Raw genomic sequence first — 18,204 nt, forward strand, 5'->3', positions numbered from 1 at the left:
ATCCTAGGGACCAAAGCCCCGCCCGGCAGGGTGCGATAGGTTGCTGGGTTCATGACGGGATCATTGGAGTTGCCCGCTCGTGTGCTGGTCACCGGGGCCGCGGGGAACATCGGGTCGGTGTTGCGCCGGTCGCTGCTGGGCCGGGTCGCGCGGGTGCGGTTGTCGGATGTGCGGGAGGTCGGCGGGCTGGGGGCGAACGAGGAGTTCGTCCGGGCCGATCTCACCGATCTCGGGCAGGTCAGGCAGGCCGTGCGCGGGATGGACGCCGTGGTGCACCTGGGCGGGGTGGCCGACGAGGCGAGCTTCGAGGTGCTCAAGGGGCCCAACCTGGAAGGGGCCTACCACGTGTTCGAGGCGTGCCGGCTCGAAGGGGTGCGGCGGGTGGTCAGCACCAGCTCCAACCGCATCACCGGGCTCCACCCGGCGGGCGCCGCGCTCGACGGCGAGGAGGCGGTCAGGCCCGACGGGCTGTACGGGGCGACCAAGGCCTTCGGCGAGGCGCTCGCCGCCATGTACGCCGACCGGTTCGGGCTTGAGGTGATCTCGGTACGGGTGGGGTCGTTCGAGGAGAGGCCCGCCGAGCCGCGCCACCTGCACACCTGGCTGAGCCACCAGGACGCCGCCCGGCTGTACGAGGCCTGCCTGACCGCGCCTTCGGGGCTCGGCCACGTGCGGATCTACGGCGTCTCGCGCAACACCCGGTCGTGGTGGCGGCAGAGCCCGGCCGCGCAGCTGATCGGCTACGCCCCGCAGGACGACGCCGAGGACCACGCGGCCGGGCTCGGGGCCTTCGCCGAGCCGTACCAGGGCGGCAGGTTCACCGCGCCCGGCTATGGCGGCTGGGCCGTGGACGAGGGGTCAGAGACGGGCGGGTGAGGCGGAGTTGGCCCCGCTGATGAGCAGGCGCGGCGCGCCCGACCCGTCGGCGGGCACCGTCCAGGTGTTGTTGGTGCCGTCGGAGGTCTGCAGCGCGTAGGCGAGCGTGCGCCCGTCCAGCCAGACCGCCTGGTCGTCGACGCTGCGCGTCTCGGCCGTCGCCGTCACGTGCCCGGTGGCCAGGTCGAGCACCGAAAGGCGCCATCCCCTGGCGGGATCGCCGCCGACGGCCGACTTGTAGGCGATGCGGGAGCCGTCGGGCGACAACGAGGGACATTCCACATTCTCGCGCAGCGTGCGGACGGTCCTGGCTGCGAAGTCGCCCTCGACCAGGTGGCGGCGCCCGGCCGTCGCCATGGTGGCATAGAAACGGTTGTCGTCGGCGGTGAAGGTGACCCCCCAGAAGTTCACGTCCAGGCTCCGGTACGGCCGGCCGTACCTGGTGATCGTGAAGTCCTCCAGCGAGCGGACCAGCGTGCCTTTGACGGTGTCGAGCACGCCGGTCTGGGTGGAGAAGCCGCTCGTGGCGTAGGAGTGCCCGTCGACGAACACCGTCCAGGCGACCATGCGCCCGTCGGCCGAGACGCGCAGCCGGTTCGGGAACCCGGTCAGCGGCACGCGCCTGCGCTCGCGCAGCCGTTCGTCGAGCACGACCAGGCTGGTCGAGGCGAACGCGGCGACCGGCTTGAGGCAGGCGACCGTCGTGGCCGCCGCGTAGACGCGGTCGCAGGACACCTCGGTGATCTCGCGCGGCCCGCCCGGGTCGGAGCGGGCCACGGTGGACAGCAGGCCGTTGGTGAGCACGGTCATCGCCGGGCCCTCGACCACACCGGTCGCCGGCGCGGGCGGCGGCGGCTGCCTTCGGGACAGCGTGTACCCGGTGGCCGCGCCGCCCAGCAGCAGCACGACCACCACGGTGAGGAGCACGCGCAGGCGCGGGGACAGGGAGCTCACGCGCGTCAGTGACAGGCGGTGGTGCCGGAGTCGGTGAACGTCATCCCCGCCTGGGGCACGAACTGCCAGGTGTAGGCGCTCGCCCCGAGCGTCAGCTTCAGCACGCCGTAGGTGGTGCTGTTGCGTACCTCGCTGTTGGCAAGGACGGTGCCGAAGCCGTAGTGGCTGGCGCCGCCGGAGCCGACGACGAAGTGCCTGATGCCGCGGGTGGTGTCGAGCTGGTTGCTGGGATTGATCGGGGCGAACCGTTCGTACTGGTGGTTGTGCCCGGTGAGGATCAGATCGGCGTCGGCGTCGTACAGCGCCTGGACGAACGGTGCGACCGAGCTGTTGGGCGCGTGGTTGGAGCCGGAGGTGTAGCGCGGGTGGTGCCACATGGCCACCGTGCATGGCCTGCTGCTGGCGGCCAGGTCGGCGCGCAGCCAGGTGACCTGCGCCGAGCTGCTCCCGCAGCCGCCCACGGCCGAGCAGTTGGAGTTCAGCACGACGACGTGCCAGTTCGAGCCGATGTCGTAGGAGTAGTACCCCTTGGCCGGGTCGCCGGCCGCCGCGCCGAAGTAGCCGTAGTAGCCGCTCGCGCCCGAGGTGTTGTACTCGTGGTTGCCCGCGACCGGCCGGGTACGCGCCTTGTGCCGGCCCCAGGTCGGGTTGTAGTACGTCGAGAACTCCGAGGCCGTGCCGTTGTCGTAGACGTTGTCGCCGAGGGTGAAGACGGTGCCGGGGATGGCGTCGAGCAGGGCGGCCGTCGCCGAGTCGCCCGAGCCGGAGTTGGAGATGTCGCCCGCGCCGACCAGCACGTCACCCGCGGGCGGCGTGACCGTGGGCGTGGGCGTCGGGGTGGGCGTGACGCCGTAGGTGACGACGAGCTGCGGCGCGGTCGTGGCGCCGCTCTCGCGCGAGTCGTAGTCGGCGCCGTTGCCGCTGGTGGAGGTGGCGCCGATGGAGTACAGGCCGTTGCCGCTCACATAGGAGGTCACGTCGAGCTCGTACCAGGTGTTGGCCGCGACCGAGCCGAGCGAGCCCAGTGTGACGCCGTCGACGGCGGGCTGGTTGTTCCACGTGGTGGCGCTCTCGGACCAGGAGGTGCTGCTGACCGCCCTGAACAGGCCGCCGTTGTCGCTCTCGGCGCCGCTGACGGAGTCGGTGTGCACGCGCAGCTTGACCGAGGTGATCGCCGACGTGATCCCGGTGACGTCGAAGCGCAGGAACGTGCGCTTGACCGGCGAGTTGTCCACGCCGAGCTGACTCGAGGAGCCGTAGTTGGTGCCTGTGCTGCTGTTGTCCACATAGGTGTCGGCCACGGGCTGGAAGGTGGCCGTGGCCGCGCTGGCCGGTGGTTGGGCCAGGGTGACCGCGGCGAACACGACGGTCGCCGCCACGATGGCGCTGATGCTTCTGCCTCGGAACATACGCCTGCTCCTTGCTGCCGGCCTGGGGGGCATCCGGACGATAGGTCGCCCGGATGAGCACCCGAGGAGCGGCAGGCGTACGGCAGGTGAAGGGGCGGCCCACGTTCGAGGCACCCGGAGCCACAGCTTGACCTTGTCACAGTGTCAAGCTGTTCACTGATGGGGAGGAGGTGGTCACCATGACCAGGACCGAACAGACGACGACCGAACAGACGACGGACACACGTAAGGCTCTGCTGGCGCTGGAGGACGACAGTTCGTCGGTGCGGCTGCGGGCGGCGATGGGAGTGGGCACGACCCCGGACCCGGGCTACGTCGCCGCGCTCGTCGAGCGCTCGGCCGTCGAGCCGGAGTTCTTCGTACGCGACATGCTCACGTGGGCGCTGACCCGCCACCCGGCCGACCTGACCGTGCCGCTGCTGGTACGGGAGGTGGGCTCCACGCGTTCGCAGGCCCGCAGCCAGGCGCTGCACACGCTGTCGAAGCTCGGCGACGTCCGGGCGTGGCCGGTGATCACGCAGGCGCTGGTGTCGGACGCCGACGAGGAGGTGGCGCGGGCGGCCTGGCGTGCGGGGGTCGCCATGGCGCCGGAGGAGGAGCGCGCCGGGCTGGCCGTCATGCTGGCCACGCAGCTCGGGCGCGGCTCGCGGCAGACGCAGCTGAGCCTGAGCAGGGCGATGATCGGCCTCGGCGACGTGATCGTGCCGACGCTTCGCGACGCGAGCACGCACACCGACCCGAAGGTACGCGCGCACGCCCTCGCGACCGAGCGGCTGCTGCTCGACCCCGACGCCGGGTTCGAGTTCGCGATCGAGGAGGCCAAGCGCGCCGTGGCGCTCGGCGAAGGAGGCGGGCCCGGGTGAGGCGGTGCTGATCGGCGATGTGGCCAGGCACTCGGGCGTCAGCGCCCGGATGCTCAGGCACTACGAGTCGCTGGGCCTGGTACGGCCGACCGGGCGCAGCGAGGCGGGCTACCGGGAGTACTCAGGCGAGGACATCCGGCGCATCTTCCATATCGAGAGCCTGCGCTCGCTCGGCCTGTCGCTGCGTGAGGTCGGGCGGGTGTTCGACGATCCCGGCTTCACGCCATCGGAACTGGTCGACGACCTCATCCGCCAGACGCGTGAGCGCATCGCGGACGAGATGGAGCTGCTGACGCGCCTGCGCCGCATCGACGCCGCCGGGCCCGCCGGATGGCAGGACGTCCTGCAGATCGTCGCCCTGCTGCAGGCGCTCGGCTCCAAGAACGGCGCCAGGAGGCAGAGCGCCGCCCTGTCGTCGGTCGAGGACGCGTCCGTGCCGGTGGAGGCGCTGGCCGAGGCGGCGCTGCGGGAGTCCGACCCGCACGTCGCGGGCGCCCTGCGCTGGGCGCTGGCCCAGGCGGGCGAAGGCGGCGGCCTCGCGGTGCTGGCCAAGGGCCTGACCTCACCCAAGGCCGAGGTACGCAAACGCGCCGTGCAGTCCATCGCCGAGCTCGCCGACGACGAGGCGACCGCACTCCTGCGCAAGGCCCTGACCGGCCCCGACGCCGTGGTACGCGGTTACGCCGCCCTGGCGCTCGGGGCCCGCGGCCTGCCGGAGGCCGTTCCCACACTGATCGCCATGGTCGCCGAAGGCACCAACGACGTCGACGCGGCCGACACGCTGAGCGCCCTGGCCGGCCGTGCCTCCGCGGGCGAGACGATCGCCGCCGCCCTGGTCAAGCGCCTGGCGGGCGGCGCGGCCGACGTCCAGGTGCGGCGCAGGGTGGCCCAGGCGCTCGCCGACATCCCCGGGGACACGGCCCTGGGCGCGCTCAAGGAGCTCAGCCACGACGAGGACCGCTCGGTCGCGCTCACGGCCGCCTACGTGCTGGGGCTGCGCGAGGACACATAGAACCGCACGGCCCTGTCGCCCGAGGTGGACGACGCTGCATGAGACCTCACAGCCAGCCGCGCGACTCGGCCCTGTGGGCGGCCTCGGCGCGGTTGCGTGCGCCGGTCTTGGCGATGGCCGAGGACAGGTAGTTGCGTACGGTGCCCTCGGTGAGGAAGAGGCGTGCGGCGATGTCGGCCACGGTGGAGCCGTCGCGGGCGGCGGCGAGCACCTCGCCCTCACGCCTGGTCAGCGGGCTCGGGCCGACGGTGCGGGCGCCGGCGGCGAGCTTGGGGTCGAGCACCCGCTCCCCCGCCAGCACCCGCCGCACGGCCGAGACCAGCTCGGCGACGGGGGCGTCCTTGACCACGAATCCGGCCACGCCCGCCTCCAGCGCCCGGTCGAGATAGCCGGGCCTGCCGAAGGTCGTCACGATGATCACCTTGCGGTCGCGCAGCCGGGCGGCGACCTCGAGCCCGGACAGGCCGGGCATCTCGATGTCGAGCAGCACCACGTCGGGGTCGTGCTCGCGCACGGCCGCGACGACCTCGTCGCCACGCCCGACCTCGGCGACCACCTCGACGTCCGCCTCCAGGGCGAGCAGCGCGGCCAGGCCGCCCCTGACCAGGTCCTGGTCGTCGGCGATCAGCACGCGGATCACGAGGCCACGCCCAGGGCGACCCTGGCGTAGAGCCGGTAGCCGCCGCTCGCCGCTCTTCCGGCCTCCAGCAGGCCGCCCGCCTCGCCGACCCGTTCGGCCAGGCCGGTCAGCCCGGCTCCCCTGCGTTCCGCTGCGGGCTCGGGCCGACCGGTGTGCGGGCCGTCGTCGTGCACCTCCACGCTGGCCGTCCGCTCGTCCACGCGCAGGTCGATACGGCAGCGTCTGGCGCGGCTGTGGCGCAGCACGTTGGTCGCCGCCTCGCGTACGGCCCAGGCCAGGAGGGTCTCGGCGGCGGCCGGGACGGGGCCTTCGGCCGGTGAGACCTCCAGCTCGATGCCGGCCAGGCGCATCTCGCGTGCCGCCCGCTCCAGCTCCTCCGACAGGGCGGGCGCGCGATAGCCGGCGACCGCCAGCCGTACCTCGTCGAGGGCCTGGCGGGCCAGGTGTTCCATGTCGGTCATCTCGCGGGCCGCGCGGGCGGGGTCGGTGGTGGTCAGGCGGGCGGCGAGCTGGCTCCTGACGGTGATCGAGGTGAGGGTCCGGCCGAGGATGTCGTGCAGGTCGCGGGCGAAGCGCAGCCGCTCGTTCTCCACCGCCAGCTGTGCCACCTCCGCGCGAGCCGCGTCGAGCCTGGCCACCAGCCCTCCCATCCGCTTGATGCTGTCCACCGTGACCGCCTGGGCGGCGCCCGCGAACGGCACCCACCACACGCCCGCGAACGCCACCCCGTACGCGATCAGCGCGAGCCCCTCGACCCCGGCGGTCAGCGCCGCCGCCACGGCGAACACGACCCCCTCGAAGGCGACGGCCAGCGTGCTGACGACGAAGACGAACGACACGTAGGCCCACGGCGGTCCGAGCACGGGCAGCAGGCCGAGCGCGGCGGCGAGCAGCCCGGCCACAGCCGCGCCCGGGGCCCGCCTGCCGCCGAACACGCTCGCCATGACGACCAGCCAGCAGACGGTGAACAGCACCACCCCCGCGCCCGCCCCCACCGCCCGGCCGATCCCGGGCCCGGACCGCAGCAGCTCCCACAGCGGCCAGCCGACCAGCAGCAGCCATGCGACGGCTCCGGCACGAGCCGCGGTGCGGTCCCTGCCGAAGTCCTTCGGCGCCATGCCCATGCTCACAGAGCTCGACGGTAACGCCAGACGGCCAGCGCGGAGAACAGCAGCGTCCAGGCGGCCAGCACCCCGACCGACGTGCCCGTCGGCCACCGCCCCTCCAGCGCCCGCCAGCCGAGCGACCCCGCCTGGTAGGCCGGGCTGTACTCGGCCAGCGTGCGCATGCCCGCGGGCATCAGCCGCACCGGCAGCCACAGCCCGCCGAGCACCGACAGGCCGAAGTAGAGCGCCATCATGGCCAGGTTGGCCGCCTGCCCCTTGAGCGTGTAGCCGAAGGCGACGCCCAGCGCGGCGAACGGCATGACGCCGAGCCAGATGAGCACGACGAGAGCGGGCCAGGTCCACAGCGGCAGCCGTACCCCGGCCAGCAGGGCGCCCGCGGCCAGGACGGCGACGATGCTCGGCAGTACGGCGCTCGCACCGCTGAGCAGCTTGGCCGCCACGTAGCCGTGCGCGGGCAGCGGGGTGACCGCGAGCTGGCGCGACCAGCCCTTGCCCCGCTCCAGTGCGATGGCGCCCCCGATGAACAGCGCCCCTCCCATCGCACCGTAGGTGGCCATCGACACCATGATCGCCGAGGCGAAGTCGCCGTGCTGCTCCGGCGGCACGACATTGAGCACCTTGGTCCACAGCAGGTACAGCGCCACGGGGAAGCCGGTCAGCAGGACCAGCCCCGCCGGGTTGCGGAACCCGCGCCGCATCTCCAGAGCCAGGTACGACCTCATCGCGTGCCTCCGGTGAGGCTGACGAAGGCGCTCTCCAGATCGACGTCCGCCGTGCGCACGTCCCTGAGCTCGGCCGCGCCGAACGCCGCGAACAGGGCGCGCAGGGTGGCGTCGGGGTCGGCCGTGCGCAGGGCGACGACGCCGTCCTCGACGCGCACCCGGCCGACGCCGGGCAGCCGTTCGAGCGCCCGCGTTCGCGCGCTGTCGCTCCGGAAGCGGATCTCGGTGCCGCCGACCAGCGCCTTGACCGCGTCGACCGGCCCGTCGGCCACGATCCTGCCTTCGGCCAGCAGGACGACCCGGTCGGCGTGCTCGTCGGCCTCGGTGAGGTAGTGGGTGGCGAACACGACGGTACGGCCCCGCGCGACCCTGGCACGGACCACCTGCCACAGCGCCCTGCGGCTGTCGACGTCGAGGCCGACGGTCGGCTCGTCGAGCACGAGCAGCCTGGGGTCGCCGACCAGGGCGAGCGCGAACCGCACTCGCTGGCGCTGCCCGCCCGACAGCCGTCCGATCGGCCGTGCGGCCAGCTCGTGCACACCGGCGGCCAGCATCGCTCGATCGACCGGCATCGGACGGCCGTGCATTCCGGCGACCGCCCTGACCAGCTCGGCCACCCGTACGTCCTCCAGGAGCCCGGCGTCCTGCAGCAGCGCCCCGACGTCGCCGCCGCGCAGGGCCTCGGCCGGGGTGCGGCCGAACACCCGTGCCGATCCCTCGTCGGGGGTCAGCAGGCCGAGCGCGATCGACAGCAGGGTCGTCTTGCCCGCGCCGTTGGGGCCGAGCACGGCGACCGCTTGGCCCTCCTCCACCTTCAGCTCCACGCCGTCGAGCGCGACGGTCGCGCCGTATCGCCTGCTCACGGCCTTGATCTCCAGTGCGGTTCCCATGGGCCAAGCATGCGCGGCGGCCTGCGGCGGCTGTAGTGCCGTGTGTCACCGGTGTCAGGGTGCGGGGGTGGCGCGGCCGAAGCGTGCGGCCAGGGCGCGCAGGCCGGCGAGGAGTTCGGGCGGGCCCACGGCGTCGAAGTCGAAGCCGAGTCTGCCCAGTTGCAGGGCGAGCGCCTGGGGGTCGTCGGCGCCGACGTGGGCCAGGCATCGGTCGTCGGCGAGCGGTTCGATCACGATGGCGGCCGGGAGCCTGGCGGCGAGCGTCTCGGCATCGGTGTGCACGACGACCTCGGCCCGGAAGGACCAGGTGGCGGTGGCCAGGCCCTGACCGACGTAGGCCGCCACGTCGCCGCCGGGTGGCTCGCGCGGCTCGAACCTGACGCCTCCCGGGTCGGGCGAGGCGATCCGGTCGACGCGGAACGTGCGCCAGGCCGAGCGGGAGACGTCCCACGCCACCAGGTACCAGCGGCCTCGCGTGTGCACCAGGCGGTGCGGCTCCACCTCGCGGCCCGACTCGCCGCCGTCGTGTCCCCGGTAGCCGAAGCGCAGCCGCCTGCGTTCGCGAGCGGCTCCCGCGATGGTGGTGAGCAGGTCGGCCGCGACCGAGGGGCCCTGGGCGGGAATCGGCACGGTGTAGTCCTGCAGGGTGCTCACCCGGTGCCGCAGCCTGGCGGGCAGCACCCGCTCCAGCTTGGTGAGCGCACGTTGTGAGGACTCCTCGATCCCGGCCACGCCCGAGGCCGTGCGCAGGCCGATCACCACGGCCACCGCCTCCTCGTCGTCGAGCAGCAGCGGCGGCAGCGCCGCTCCTGCGCCCAGGCGGTATCCGCCCGACACGCCGGGCGTCGCCTCGACCGGGTAGCCGAGGGTACGCAGCCGCTCGACGTCGTTGCGTATGGTCCGGTCGGTCACGCCGAGGCGCTCGGCCAGTTGCGGGCCGGTCCAGTCGCGGTGCGTCTGCAGCAGCGACAGCAGGCGCAGCAGTCGTGCGGAGGTTTCCAGCATGGTCCGATCCTTTGCGCAAACCCGGAAAGAACCTTTCCGCTATTGCTCCTATCGTCGCAGACATGAGCCACGACATCCGTCCTTTCCGCATCGCCGTACCCCAGTCCGACCTCGACGACCTGCGCGAGCGCCTGAACCGCACGCGCTGGCCCCGGGAGGTGGACAGCGGCTGGAGCAGAGGGGTGCCGCTCGGCTATCTGCGGAAGCTCACCGCCTACTGGGCCGACGGGTTCGACTGGCGGGCGCGTGAGGCCGAGCTGAACGAGATCCCGCAGTACGTCACCGCGATCGCCGGTCGCGACATCCACTTCCTGTACGTCCGCTCGCCCGAGCCGGACGCGATGGCGCTGGTCATGACGCACGGCTGGCCGAGCTCGCCGATCGAGTTCCTCAAGGTGATCGGCCCGCTGACCGACCCGCGCGCCCACGGCGGCGACCCCGCCGACGCCTTCCATCTCGTCCTGCCGACCCTGCCCGGTTACGGCCTGTCCGCGACGGGCGAGCAGCCCGGCTGGGGCGACCTGTACGGCGTGGCCACCGCCTGGGCCGAGCTGATGGCACGCCTGGGCTACGAGCGCTACGCCGTACAGGGCACCGACGCCGGGACGGGGGTGGCCGGGATGCTGGCCATGATCGCGCCGCAGGCCGTGGCCGGGACGCATCTGACCGGCACCGGGGCGGGCATGCCGTTCGGGCCGCCGATCGCGCTGGAGGGGCTCGACGCGGCCGACCGGGACCGCGCCGAGCGCTTCAACGCCGCGCGTGAGGACGGCTACGGCTATCTGCACCTGCAGTCGACCCGGCCGCAGACGCTCGCCTACGCGCTCACCGACTCGCCGGTCGCGCAGCTGGCGTGGGTGGTGGAGAAGTTCCGCGAGTGGAGCGACCCGGCGGCCGAGCTGCCCGAGGACGCCGTCGATCGCGACCAGCTGCTGACCGCGGTGAGTCTGGCCTGGTTCACCGAGGCGGGCGCGTCGTCGGCGCATGCCGTGTACGACGGGATGCGGGCCTGGCGGCGCATGATGGCCCAGGGGTACGGCCACGCCCCCGCCGCGGCCGGTCCGCCGACCGGTGTCGCGGTGTTCGCCGCCGACACCACGATCAGGTCGCTGATGGACCCGGATGGCCGGATGCACTGGTCAAACTTCGACATCGGCGGACATTTCCCGGCAATGGAGACGCCCGACCTTTTGTCATCAGATATCAGGACGTTCTTCCGCGAACTGCGGTGATGTCGTTGCGGCAAATCGTCGCAGGTTGATTAGAGTCGGACATTGATGCCGATAAAGCATTCATGGTGACGTTTGTTCGTATCGTGGCTCTGGTGGCGTGCGGGGCCTTGTGGGGTTGGCTGGCCGTACCGTCGGTGCAGGGTGCGGCCAGGCGCGACTACGCCACGAGTTGCGCCAATCCCACCCGGATTCTCACCAGCGGCTCGGCCGTGCCCGCGATCGGGGCCGGGGCCGTCGTGCTCTTCCAGGCGGGCACCTACACCAGTGCGACCGCCAGCATCACCGGCGGCGGCATCGCCTGCCTGGCGCCCGGCGCGACCTGGAACGTCAACTCCTTCGGCACGCCGGTCGGCTCGATCTTCGTACGCGGCACGCTGAACGTCCAGACGCTGCAGGCGCTGAGCGCGGGCTTCAAGCTGGAGAACGAGGGGCTGATCGTCGTCAGCGGCATCATCCAGGCGGCGGCGAACGCCATCCTGCTCAACGACAAGGGCGCGACCTGGCGCGGCACCGGCTCGCAGTCGGTGCTCGGCACGGCGATGTTCACCAACCACGGCACCGTCGACCTGTCGGGCTCGCTCACGGTCGGCGAGCAGAGCAAGTTCGTCAACTCCGGCGACACCACGATCGGCGCCTTCCAGAACAACTCCTCCACCACCAACACCGGCAAGGTCACCGTGCTCGGCTCGGCCACCACCTCGGGCACCATGCTCAACCAGTGCATCGCCGACTTCCAGTTCGGCTACGAGTCGGAGGGGTCGACGACCAACGAGGGCATCGTCCTGGCCACCGGCGGCAGCGCGGGCCGGACCGGGCTGTACATCTCCGGGATCTACACCCAGACCACCGCCGGTGTCACCAGCGGCTCCGACTTCCGCGTCATCCTGATCGGCAGGCTGACCGGCGCGGGCGGCTACCGCTTCACCGGCTTCACGTCCGTGGCGGGCAACGTCACCGGCTCACCGCTGACCTTCTACGACACCACCCAGACCGGCAGCCAGATCTTCGACGTCGTCACCGGCACGGTCAGCGGCGTCGTACGCGCCGTCGTCCCCGCCCCCAACCCCGCCGTCCTGCCCGCCACCTGCGCCGCGGCCAAGGTCGACCTGTCGATCACCAAGTCGGTCCGCGCCAAGACGTGATCCGCCCGGCCGGTTCCTCTTGGAGGGCGTGGCAGGCGCACCGGGCGACGGCCGCGCATGGCAAAGGGCGGTGCCCGGCCGTGACGGCCGGGCACCGCCCTTTCGGGTGGTCAGCCCGCGCGTACTGACTTGGTGATCGACAGGTCGGACACCGCGGTGATCGGGGTGACGATCGTCGTGGTGTTGTTGTCCGGGGTCGGGTCGGTGTTGTCTCCGGTGACCGTGGCGGTGTTGCTCACCGTTCCGGCGACGTCGGCGCCGACGGACACGGTCAGGGTGAACACCTGGTCGGAACCGGCGGCCATGTTGCCGGGCGTACAGGTGACGACCTGACCGGCCGCGGTGCAGCCCGCAGGCGTGCTGGAGACGAAGGTCAGCCCGTCCGGAAGGGTGTCGGTGAACTTGACGCCCGTGTTGTCGGAAGGGCCGTTGTTGGTGACGGTGATGGTGTAGGTGCCGCTGCCGCCCGCGTTGAGGGTGCCCGCCGTCTTCGTGATGGCCATGTCGGACTCACGCGTGACATTGATGTTGGCGTTGTTGCTGTCCTCGGGCGTCGAGGTGTCGGAGTCGACGTTCGACAGGTTGGGGATGACCGCACCGGCTGCTGTGTCCGCCTTGACCTTGACGGTGATCTCCCAGTCCTTCGTGTCGTCCTTGGCCAGCGTGGCGAGGGTACACGTGATGGTCTGCCCCGATGTCGTACAGCCGGCGGGCAGCGGGGTGACGAACTCCAACCGGCTGTCCAGCGTGTCGGTGACGACCACGTTGGTCGCGGTGGCGGGGCCCGCGTTGCTGACGCTCAGCGTGTAGATGCCCTCCTTGCCCGCGACGACCGTGGCCTGCGGGTCGTCACGCCTGGCTCGGAAGGCCCTCGCGGGCTGACGCAATACGCTGCGGCGGACGCTCAGCTGGTCCTTGCCCCGATCGGCGCTCACCTTCGGCGCGGCGGCCGAGGCCTTGGGCGCCGAAGTCCGGGGCGCCGAGGCGCTCGCACCCGACGCCGTCGCGCCGGCCATCGTGGAGGCCGCCATCACGAACGCGCACGCCACGACACCCGCCGCCCGCCGACGGGAACGAAGGGAATTCAGGACTATTTTGGCGAGCGATGTCTTTTTTGCCACGTTTCTCCTTCGGTCAACAAACGCCGAATTCGATATGCCCTCCCGAAAGGCGAGGCCGCATACGGCTTACCGCATTTTGTGAATGATTTGCATGCGGTACCGCCCCCGTCACCAGGGCACCGCTCCGGCGTCGTCGAAAAAACCTCCCGTCGGGCCGTCGCCGGGCAGGGTCGCGAGCCGGATCGCGATGGCCGCACCCTGCTGAGGCGTGCGGACGCCGCGAAAGCCGTTGAGGTCGGTGGCGACGAAACCGGGGCAGGCGGCATTGATCAAGATCGTGGTGTCACGCAGTTCCTTGGCGTACTGGACGACGAGGGCGTTGAGGAAGGTCTTCGAGGCCAGATAGGCGGCGGGCACCGGCCCCAGGTCGATGCCGGGCGTGGTGTTCAGAGTGAGCGAGCCGACGCTGCTGGACATGACGACGATGCGCGGCGCGGCCGAGACGCGCAGCATCGGCAGCATCGCGTTGGTGACGCGGACGACGCCGATCACATTGGTCTCCACGACATCTCGCACGGTCGCCGGGTCGACCGTGGCCGGCGTCTGGGGCAGACCCCCGGTGATCGCGGCATTGTTGACCAGGACGTCTAGCCCTCCGGCGCGCTCGGCGACCAGTTCGGCCGCCGCGGCCACACTCGCGTCGTCGGTCACGTCGAGCGGCACGCCGAACGCGTCCGTCCCGGCCGCGCGCAGCTTGTCCACCGCGTCCTCACGACGCCGCCGATCGCGCGCGCCCACCCCGATCCGCCAGCCGAGCGCGCCGAGCCCGGCCGCGATCTCGTACCCGATCCCCTTGTTCGCACCGGTCACCAGCGCGATCCTCTGTTCACTCGTGCGCTGTTCACTCATACCGCGTTCACTCTCAAGGCGTTCACTCATACCGCGGATCCTGCTGCGGGCGCGGGTACGGCGTCCAAGACCGATCAGGTGGACGGCGATACCGCACGGGTATCGGTCGTGGTCATCGCCGGTTAGCATGATCGGGTGGAGACGCGGGAGATGCGCTACTTCGTCGCCGTCGCCGAGGAGTTGCACTTCGGGCGGGCGGCGCAACGGCTCGGGATCTCGCAGCCACCCCTGTCGCGAGCCATCCAGCAGCTCGAACGGCGACTCGGAGTCCTCCTGCTGCACCGCACCGCCCGCACGATCGCGGTGACCGAGGCCGGGTCGGTGCTGCTGCGTGAGGCGCGGTTCGCCCTCGAAGCGGTCGAAGCCGCCGAACGCCGTACCCGCCGCGCCGCCGCCGACCGGCCCGGTGTGGTGCTGGCCACCAAGGCCGGAGCGTCCAGAGAGCTGCTGCCGAAGCTGCTTGACGCCCACCCGGCCGAGGTCGAGGTGGTGCTCTGCGGGCCCGGCGAGCCGGAGGCCCTGCTGCGCGACGGCCGCGCCGACGTCGCCCTGCTCCAGCGGCCCTACGACCCGACGGCCGGATTCGACACCGAGGACCTGCACGCCGAAGGGCAGGTCGTGGTCCTGCCCGCGGGACATCCCCTCGCCGATCGGCCCCACCTGTCGATGGCCGAGGTCAACGCCCTGACCGATCTGCCGCTGCCCCGCTGGCCCCGACGTGACGGGACCTACCCCGACGGTCCCGGCCCGCAGGTGCGCGACCACACCCAGCTGACCCAGCTGATCACGCTCGGCCGGGCCTGCGCGCTCATGCCCGAGTCGCTCGGCGCCCAGCTGCGCGCCCAGCACGCCATCGTGCCCGTGCCGGACGCGCCGCCCGTCACGACCGTCATCGCCTGGCCCCGGCACAGCACCTCCCGGGCGGTCGCCGACCTCGTCCGTACGGCGATGCGCCTCTAGCCGGCGCATGGGACCCGGCTGGCGCGACACCGTACTGCCCGGCCTGGCCCGGCTGGCGGCCTCGCTACCGGCCTGACGCCGTCCGCCCGAGCCCGGCGGCCACCCCGACCGCGAGCGCGGCATACGCGCAGGTCACCGCCAGGCCCGCCCAGGGCGGCAGCGGGTAGTACCCGCCCAGCAGCGACGGATCCACCTCCACGTGCGCGAACGACGGCACGCTCTGCGTGATCGCGAACCCGGCGGCGGGCGTGACCACCAGCAACCACGGCGCGACCCCGGCCCCGGCCAGCAGGTACGGCACGACGACCAGCACCCCGGCCAGCCCGGCCCCGGCGTACCTCCGCCCGGTCAGCGCCCCGAGCCCCAGCGCCAGCACGGCCGAAACTGACACCAGCGCCGCGTACCCGACGATCACCCGGACCTCGGTCACCCAGGTCAGCGGCTGGATCGGATTGCCCTGGGCTCGCAGCAACGCGAGCCCGCCGGGCACCACGACCGCCGAAGCGGCCAGCCCGGCCGCGAACCCCACCCCCGCGACCACGACCGCCCTGCCCCCCAGCGCCTCCCGCCGTCCGGCCGCGCCGTACCCGGCCGCCAGCACGAGGATCGGGATCAGCCCCAGCGCCCCGCCGATCAGGGTGAGGTCGGCGCGCAGCCCGCCCTCCACCGTGGCGGGCCCGATGTCGCCGCTCCCGCTGACCACCACCCTGTCGCCGGACTCGACCGCACGACCGGGATGATGCGGCGTCCCGTCCGCCTCGACGCCCACGCCCACGTCGTCGTGCAGCCACGGCCCTTCGGCGCCGCGTACGTCGATCCGGTCGAAGGTGGCCCCAGCCTGGGCGAAGCGCTGCGTCATGTCCTGCAGCGAGCCCGGCGAGGTGGCGAACATACCGATCTGCACGGTCTCGGGCAGCCCGTTCAGCCTGACCGTGCTCACCTGCTTCCAGCGCGTGCCGTCGACCGACTCGTAGCCGGTGATCGTCTCGCCCGATCTGGTCAGCCGTAACCACAGCGGCCCCCGGATGTCGGAGCCCGCCACGTCGTGCACGAAGTCGTGCTGCATCCGCACGCCGTGCCCGCCGGTGAGCATGACGGCCGCGTACGGCGTGCCCTGCCGGATGCTCTGCCTGACCAGCAGCCCGGCCTTGGCCCACGGGACCACGCCTCGGGTGACGTTGCGCACGCCGGGCACGACGTCGGGCAGCCTGATCTCGCCGGTCAGGTCGGACATCCGGACGGTGATGCCGCCTTCGCCGCGCAGCGGCTTGTGCACGAAGAAGTACCTGTCCCTGACCGCGCTGCCGTCCGGCCCGAGCAGCGGCGCCGGGCAGGCCCCCTCGCCCGCTCCCGTCACGCAGGAGCTGCGCGCGCTCGCGGAGACCAGCAGGCCGAGCGAGACCGTGACCAGGACGGAGGCGGCGAGCAGCAGCGCCCGGCCCCGCACATCGCGCAGGGCCGGGCCGGATCGAGGTCGCGTGGATGCACTCATGGCGACCGTTGTACGCGGACCCTGGTTCCGGTGGCGTCGCACCGGCCGCGACCCGGCTGCGACCGGCGATCTGGCATCGTGGCCGCATGGCACCCCGATGCGGCCCTGTGTCCGGCCTCCTCCACGCGGCGAGCCCGCAGTGAGAGTGCTCGTCGTCGAGGACTTCGAGGTACTCGCCCGATCGCTGGCGACCGGCCTTCGCCGCGAGGGCATGGCCGTGGACGTCGTGCTCGACGGCACACAGGCGCTGGAACGGCTGGCCGCCACCCGCTACGACGTGGTGATCCTCGACCGCGACCTGCCCGGTGTGCACGGCGACGAGATCTGCGCGCGGATCGCCCGCGAGCGCTGTGCGACCCGCGTGCTGATGCTCACCGCGTCCGGCACGCTGCAGGACCGGGTGGAAGGGCTCGGCCTCGGCGCCGACGACTACCTGCCCAAGCCGTTCGCGTTCGCCGAGCTGCTCGCCCGGGTGCGGGCGCTGGGCAGGCGGGCCACACCGCCGCTGCCACCGGTGCTGACCTGGGCCGACATCACACTCGACCCGGCTCGCCGGGTCGCCTCGCGGGCCGGGAGGCGGCTGGAGCTGAGCCCCAGGGAGTTCGCCCTGCTCGCCTGCCTGCTGGCGGCGCCCGGCGTGGTCGTCCCGGCCGAAGAGCTGCTCGAACGCGTGTGGGACGAGGCCGCCGACCCCTTCAGCAGTGCGGTCAAGCACACCGTGCACCGCCTGCGGGCCAAGCTCGGCGAACCGCCCGTGATCGAGACCGTCCGCGAGGGCGGCTACCGCGTCGGGCCGTCGTGAGCGCGGCCAGGAGGTCGCTGCGGACGCGTCTCGCGCTGGCCTACGCGGCCGGTGTCTACGCGGCGGGCGTGCTGGTGGTCGTCCTGGTCGACGTGCCGCTCGCGGGCATCCACGCGGCCGTGCCCAAGGACGGCCCCGCGCCTGCCACGACCGCAGGTACGGGGTCCGGGATCGCGCTGCCGCATCTGCTCGCCGGATCGGCCGTCGCCCTGGTCCTGCTCGTCCCGGTCGCGCTGGGCCTCGGCTGGTACGTCGCGGGCCGCTTCCTCGCGCCGTTGCGGGAGATCACCGCGACGGCCAATGTCATCTCGGCGGGCGACCTGCACCGGCGTCTGGGGCTCGGCGTGCCGCAGGACGAGCTGACCGAGCTCGGCCACACGCTCGACGGCCTGTTCGCCAGGCTGCAGGCCGCCTTCGACGCCCAGCGCCATTTCGTCGCCAACGCCTCGCACGAGCTGCGCACCCCGCTGGCCGGGCTGCGTACCCTGCTCGAAGTCACGCTCGCCGATCCCGGCGCCGACGTCGCCGCCCTGCGCTCGGCCTGCCAGGAGGCGCTCGCGCTCGGCGCCTACCAGGAGCGGCTGGTCCAGGGGATGCTCGCCCTGGCCACCGGCGAGCGCGGTGTCGCCCGGCGTGAGGCCGTCGACCTCGCCGCCGTCGCCGGGCGGGCGCTCGCCGCACGCCGCCCTCAGGCCGCCGAGCAGGAGATCGCCGTCACCGGGCGTCTCGGCCCGGCCGTAACGAGCGGCGATCCCGGGCTGGTCGAAAGCCTCGTCGCCAACCTGCTCGACAACGCCGTACGCCACAACCATCCCGGCGGGCACGTCCACCTCGTCACGGACACCTCCGGCCCGCACGCGGTGCTCACGGTCGCCAACAGCGGGCCCGCCGTCCCGCCCGAGGAGGTCCGGCGCCTGCTGCGCCCCTTCCAGAAACTCACCCCCGTACGGCACGGCGGCGACGGCCACGGGCTCGGCCTGGCCATCGTCGAGGCGGTCGCCCTCGCACACCACGCCACGCTCACCGTCGAACCGCAGGCCGAAGGCGGAATGTCGGTCACAGTGCGTTTCGCAGACGGCTCGGGGGCTCGATAGGGTTTCGGCACAAT

Annotated in this window: 18 protein-coding genes; 8 read left to right on the plus strand and 10 right to left on the minus strand. The window is 72.5% G+C overall.

Annotated elements, in window-relative coordinates; genetic code table 11:
- Positions 1-51: 51 nt before the first annotated feature.
- Complete coding sequence (locus ACTWNK_RS22080; RefSeq protein WP_474306360.1) at positions 52-876, plus strand: NAD-dependent epimerase/dehydratase family protein; 825 nt, start codon at positions 52-54, stop codon at positions 874-876.
- On the opposite strand, the gene ACTWNK_RS22085 is transcribed toward ACTWNK_RS22080, so the two are convergent.
- Together ACTWNK_RS22085 and ACTWNK_RS22090 are read right to left on the minus strand one after the other, a co-directional pair.
- Complete coding sequence (locus tag ACTWNK_RS22085) at positions 859-1,830, minus strand: TolB family protein (RefSeq protein ID WP_474306361.1); 972 nt, start codon at positions 1,828-1,830, stop codon at positions 859-861. The two genes, ACTWNK_RS22080 and ACTWNK_RS22085, sit on opposite strands and share 18 nt — an antisense overlap.
- Before the next feature lie 5 nt (positions 1,831-1,835).
- Entirely contained in the window at positions 1,836-3,239 is a 1,404-nt protein-coding gene (locus tag ACTWNK_RS22090; RefSeq protein WP_474306362.1) for a CBM96 family carbohydrate-binding protein, read from the minus strand.
- Between the two features lie 179 nt (positions 3,240-3,418).
- Here ACTWNK_RS22090 and ACTWNK_RS22095 point away from each other — a divergent pair, with 179 nt between their 5' ends.
- Together ACTWNK_RS22095 and ACTWNK_RS22100 are read left to right on the plus strand one after the other, a co-directional pair.
- The gene (locus ACTWNK_RS22095; protein ID WP_474306363.1) at positions 3,419-4,102 is read left to right on the plus strand and encodes a HEAT repeat domain-containing protein; all 684 of its coding nucleotides are present in this window, start codon (positions 3,419-3,421) and stop codon (positions 4,100-4,102) included.
- 4 nt (positions 4,103-4,106) lie between these two features.
- The gene (locus tag ACTWNK_RS22100) at positions 4,107-5,114 is read left to right on the plus strand and encodes a HEAT repeat domain-containing protein (RefSeq protein WP_474306364.1); all 1,008 of its coding nucleotides are present in this window, start codon (positions 4,107-4,109) and stop codon (positions 5,112-5,114) included.
- A gap of 46 nt (positions 5,115-5,160) precedes the next feature.
- Here the strand turns inward: ACTWNK_RS22100 and ACTWNK_RS22105 are convergent, their stop codons facing one another.
- Genes ACTWNK_RS22105 through ACTWNK_RS22125 form a run of 5 tightly spaced genes read right to left on the minus strand, consistent with a single transcriptional unit; the run spans position 5,161 to position 9,498 of the window.
- Positions 5,161-5,754, minus strand: coding sequence for a response regulator (locus tag ACTWNK_RS22105; protein ID WP_474306365.1), 594 nt, complete (start codon positions 5,752-5,754; stop codon positions 5,161-5,163).
- Positions 5,751-6,878: a sensor histidine kinase gene (locus ACTWNK_RS22110; RefSeq protein ID WP_474310953.1), complete on the minus strand. Its 1,128-nt coding sequence runs from the start codon at positions 6,876-6,878 to the stop codon at positions 5,751-5,753. The genes ACTWNK_RS22105 and ACTWNK_RS22110 overlap by 4 nt, the downstream gene beginning before the upstream one ends.
- Before the next feature lie 2 nt (positions 6,879-6,880).
- Positions 6,881-7,603, minus strand: a complete 723-nt coding sequence (locus ACTWNK_RS22115) for an ABC transporter permease (RefSeq protein ID WP_474306366.1) — start codon at positions 7,601-7,603, stop codon at positions 6,881-6,883.
- The gene (locus ACTWNK_RS22120; protein ID WP_474306367.1) at positions 7,600-8,493 is read right to left on the minus strand and encodes an ABC transporter ATP-binding protein; all 894 of its coding nucleotides are present in this window, start codon (positions 8,491-8,493) and stop codon (positions 7,600-7,602) included. Before ACTWNK_RS22120 ends, ACTWNK_RS22115 begins: the two co-directional genes overlap by 4 nt.
- Positions 8,494-8,547: 54 nt before the next feature.
- Complete coding sequence (locus tag ACTWNK_RS22125; protein ID WP_474306368.1) at positions 8,548-9,498, minus strand: helix-turn-helix transcriptional regulator; 951 nt, start codon at positions 9,496-9,498, stop codon at positions 8,548-8,550.
- Between the two features lie 62 nt (positions 9,499-9,560).
- Here ACTWNK_RS22125 and ACTWNK_RS22130 point away from each other — a divergent pair, with 62 nt between their 5' ends.
- Positions 9,561-10,730 (plus strand): epoxide hydrolase family protein, encoded by a 1,170-nt coding sequence (locus ACTWNK_RS22130; RefSeq protein WP_474306369.1) that lies wholly within the window; start codon positions 9,561-9,563, stop codon positions 10,728-10,730.
- Positions 10,731-10,792: 62 nt separating this feature from the next.
- The gene (locus ACTWNK_RS22135; protein WP_474306370.1) at positions 10,793-11,872 is read left to right on the plus strand and encodes a hypothetical protein; all 1,080 of its coding nucleotides are present in this window, start codon (positions 10,793-10,795) and stop codon (positions 11,870-11,872) included.
- A 110-nt stretch (positions 11,873-11,982) separates the two neighbouring features.
- Here ACTWNK_RS22135 and ACTWNK_RS22140 read toward each other — a convergent pair whose 3' ends face one another.
- Both ACTWNK_RS22140 and ACTWNK_RS22145 read right to left on the minus strand, forming a co-directional pair.
- Complete coding sequence (locus ACTWNK_RS22140) at positions 11,983-12,921, minus strand: hypothetical protein (protein WP_474306371.1); 939 nt, start codon at positions 12,919-12,921, stop codon at positions 11,983-11,985.
- Between the two features lie 180 nt (positions 12,922-13,101).
- Positions 13,102-13,842 (minus strand): SDR family NAD(P)-dependent oxidoreductase, encoded by a 741-nt coding sequence (locus ACTWNK_RS22145; RefSeq protein WP_474306372.1) that lies wholly within the window; start codon positions 13,840-13,842, stop codon positions 13,102-13,104.
- Between the two features lie 135 nt (positions 13,843-13,977).
- Between ACTWNK_RS22145 and ACTWNK_RS22150 the strand changes: the two genes are divergently transcribed.
- Complete coding sequence (locus tag ACTWNK_RS22150) at positions 13,978-14,802, plus strand: LysR family transcriptional regulator (RefSeq protein ID WP_474306373.1); 825 nt, start codon at positions 13,978-13,980, stop codon at positions 14,800-14,802.
- A gap of 64 nt (positions 14,803-14,866) precedes the next feature.
- Here the strand turns inward: ACTWNK_RS22150 and ACTWNK_RS22155 are convergent, their stop codons facing one another.
- Complete coding sequence (locus ACTWNK_RS22155) at positions 14,867-16,294, minus strand: hypothetical protein (protein ID WP_474306374.1); 1,428 nt, start codon at positions 16,292-16,294, stop codon at positions 14,867-14,869.
- 139 nt (positions 16,295-16,433) lie between these two features.
- On the opposite strand from ACTWNK_RS22155, the gene ACTWNK_RS22160 reads away from it, so the two are divergent.
- Positions 16,434-17,096 (plus strand): response regulator transcription factor, encoded by a 663-nt coding sequence (locus ACTWNK_RS22160; RefSeq protein WP_474306375.1) that lies wholly within the window; start codon positions 16,434-16,436, stop codon positions 17,094-17,096.
- Complete coding sequence (locus ACTWNK_RS22165; protein ID WP_474306376.1) at positions 17,093-18,190, plus strand: sensor histidine kinase; 1,098 nt, start codon at positions 17,093-17,095, stop codon at positions 18,188-18,190. Before ACTWNK_RS22160 ends, ACTWNK_RS22165 begins: the two co-directional genes overlap by 4 nt.
- Positions 18,191-18,204: the final 14 nt, after the last annotated feature.

The organism is Nonomuraea sp. IBHARD001 (assembly GCF_056106265.1).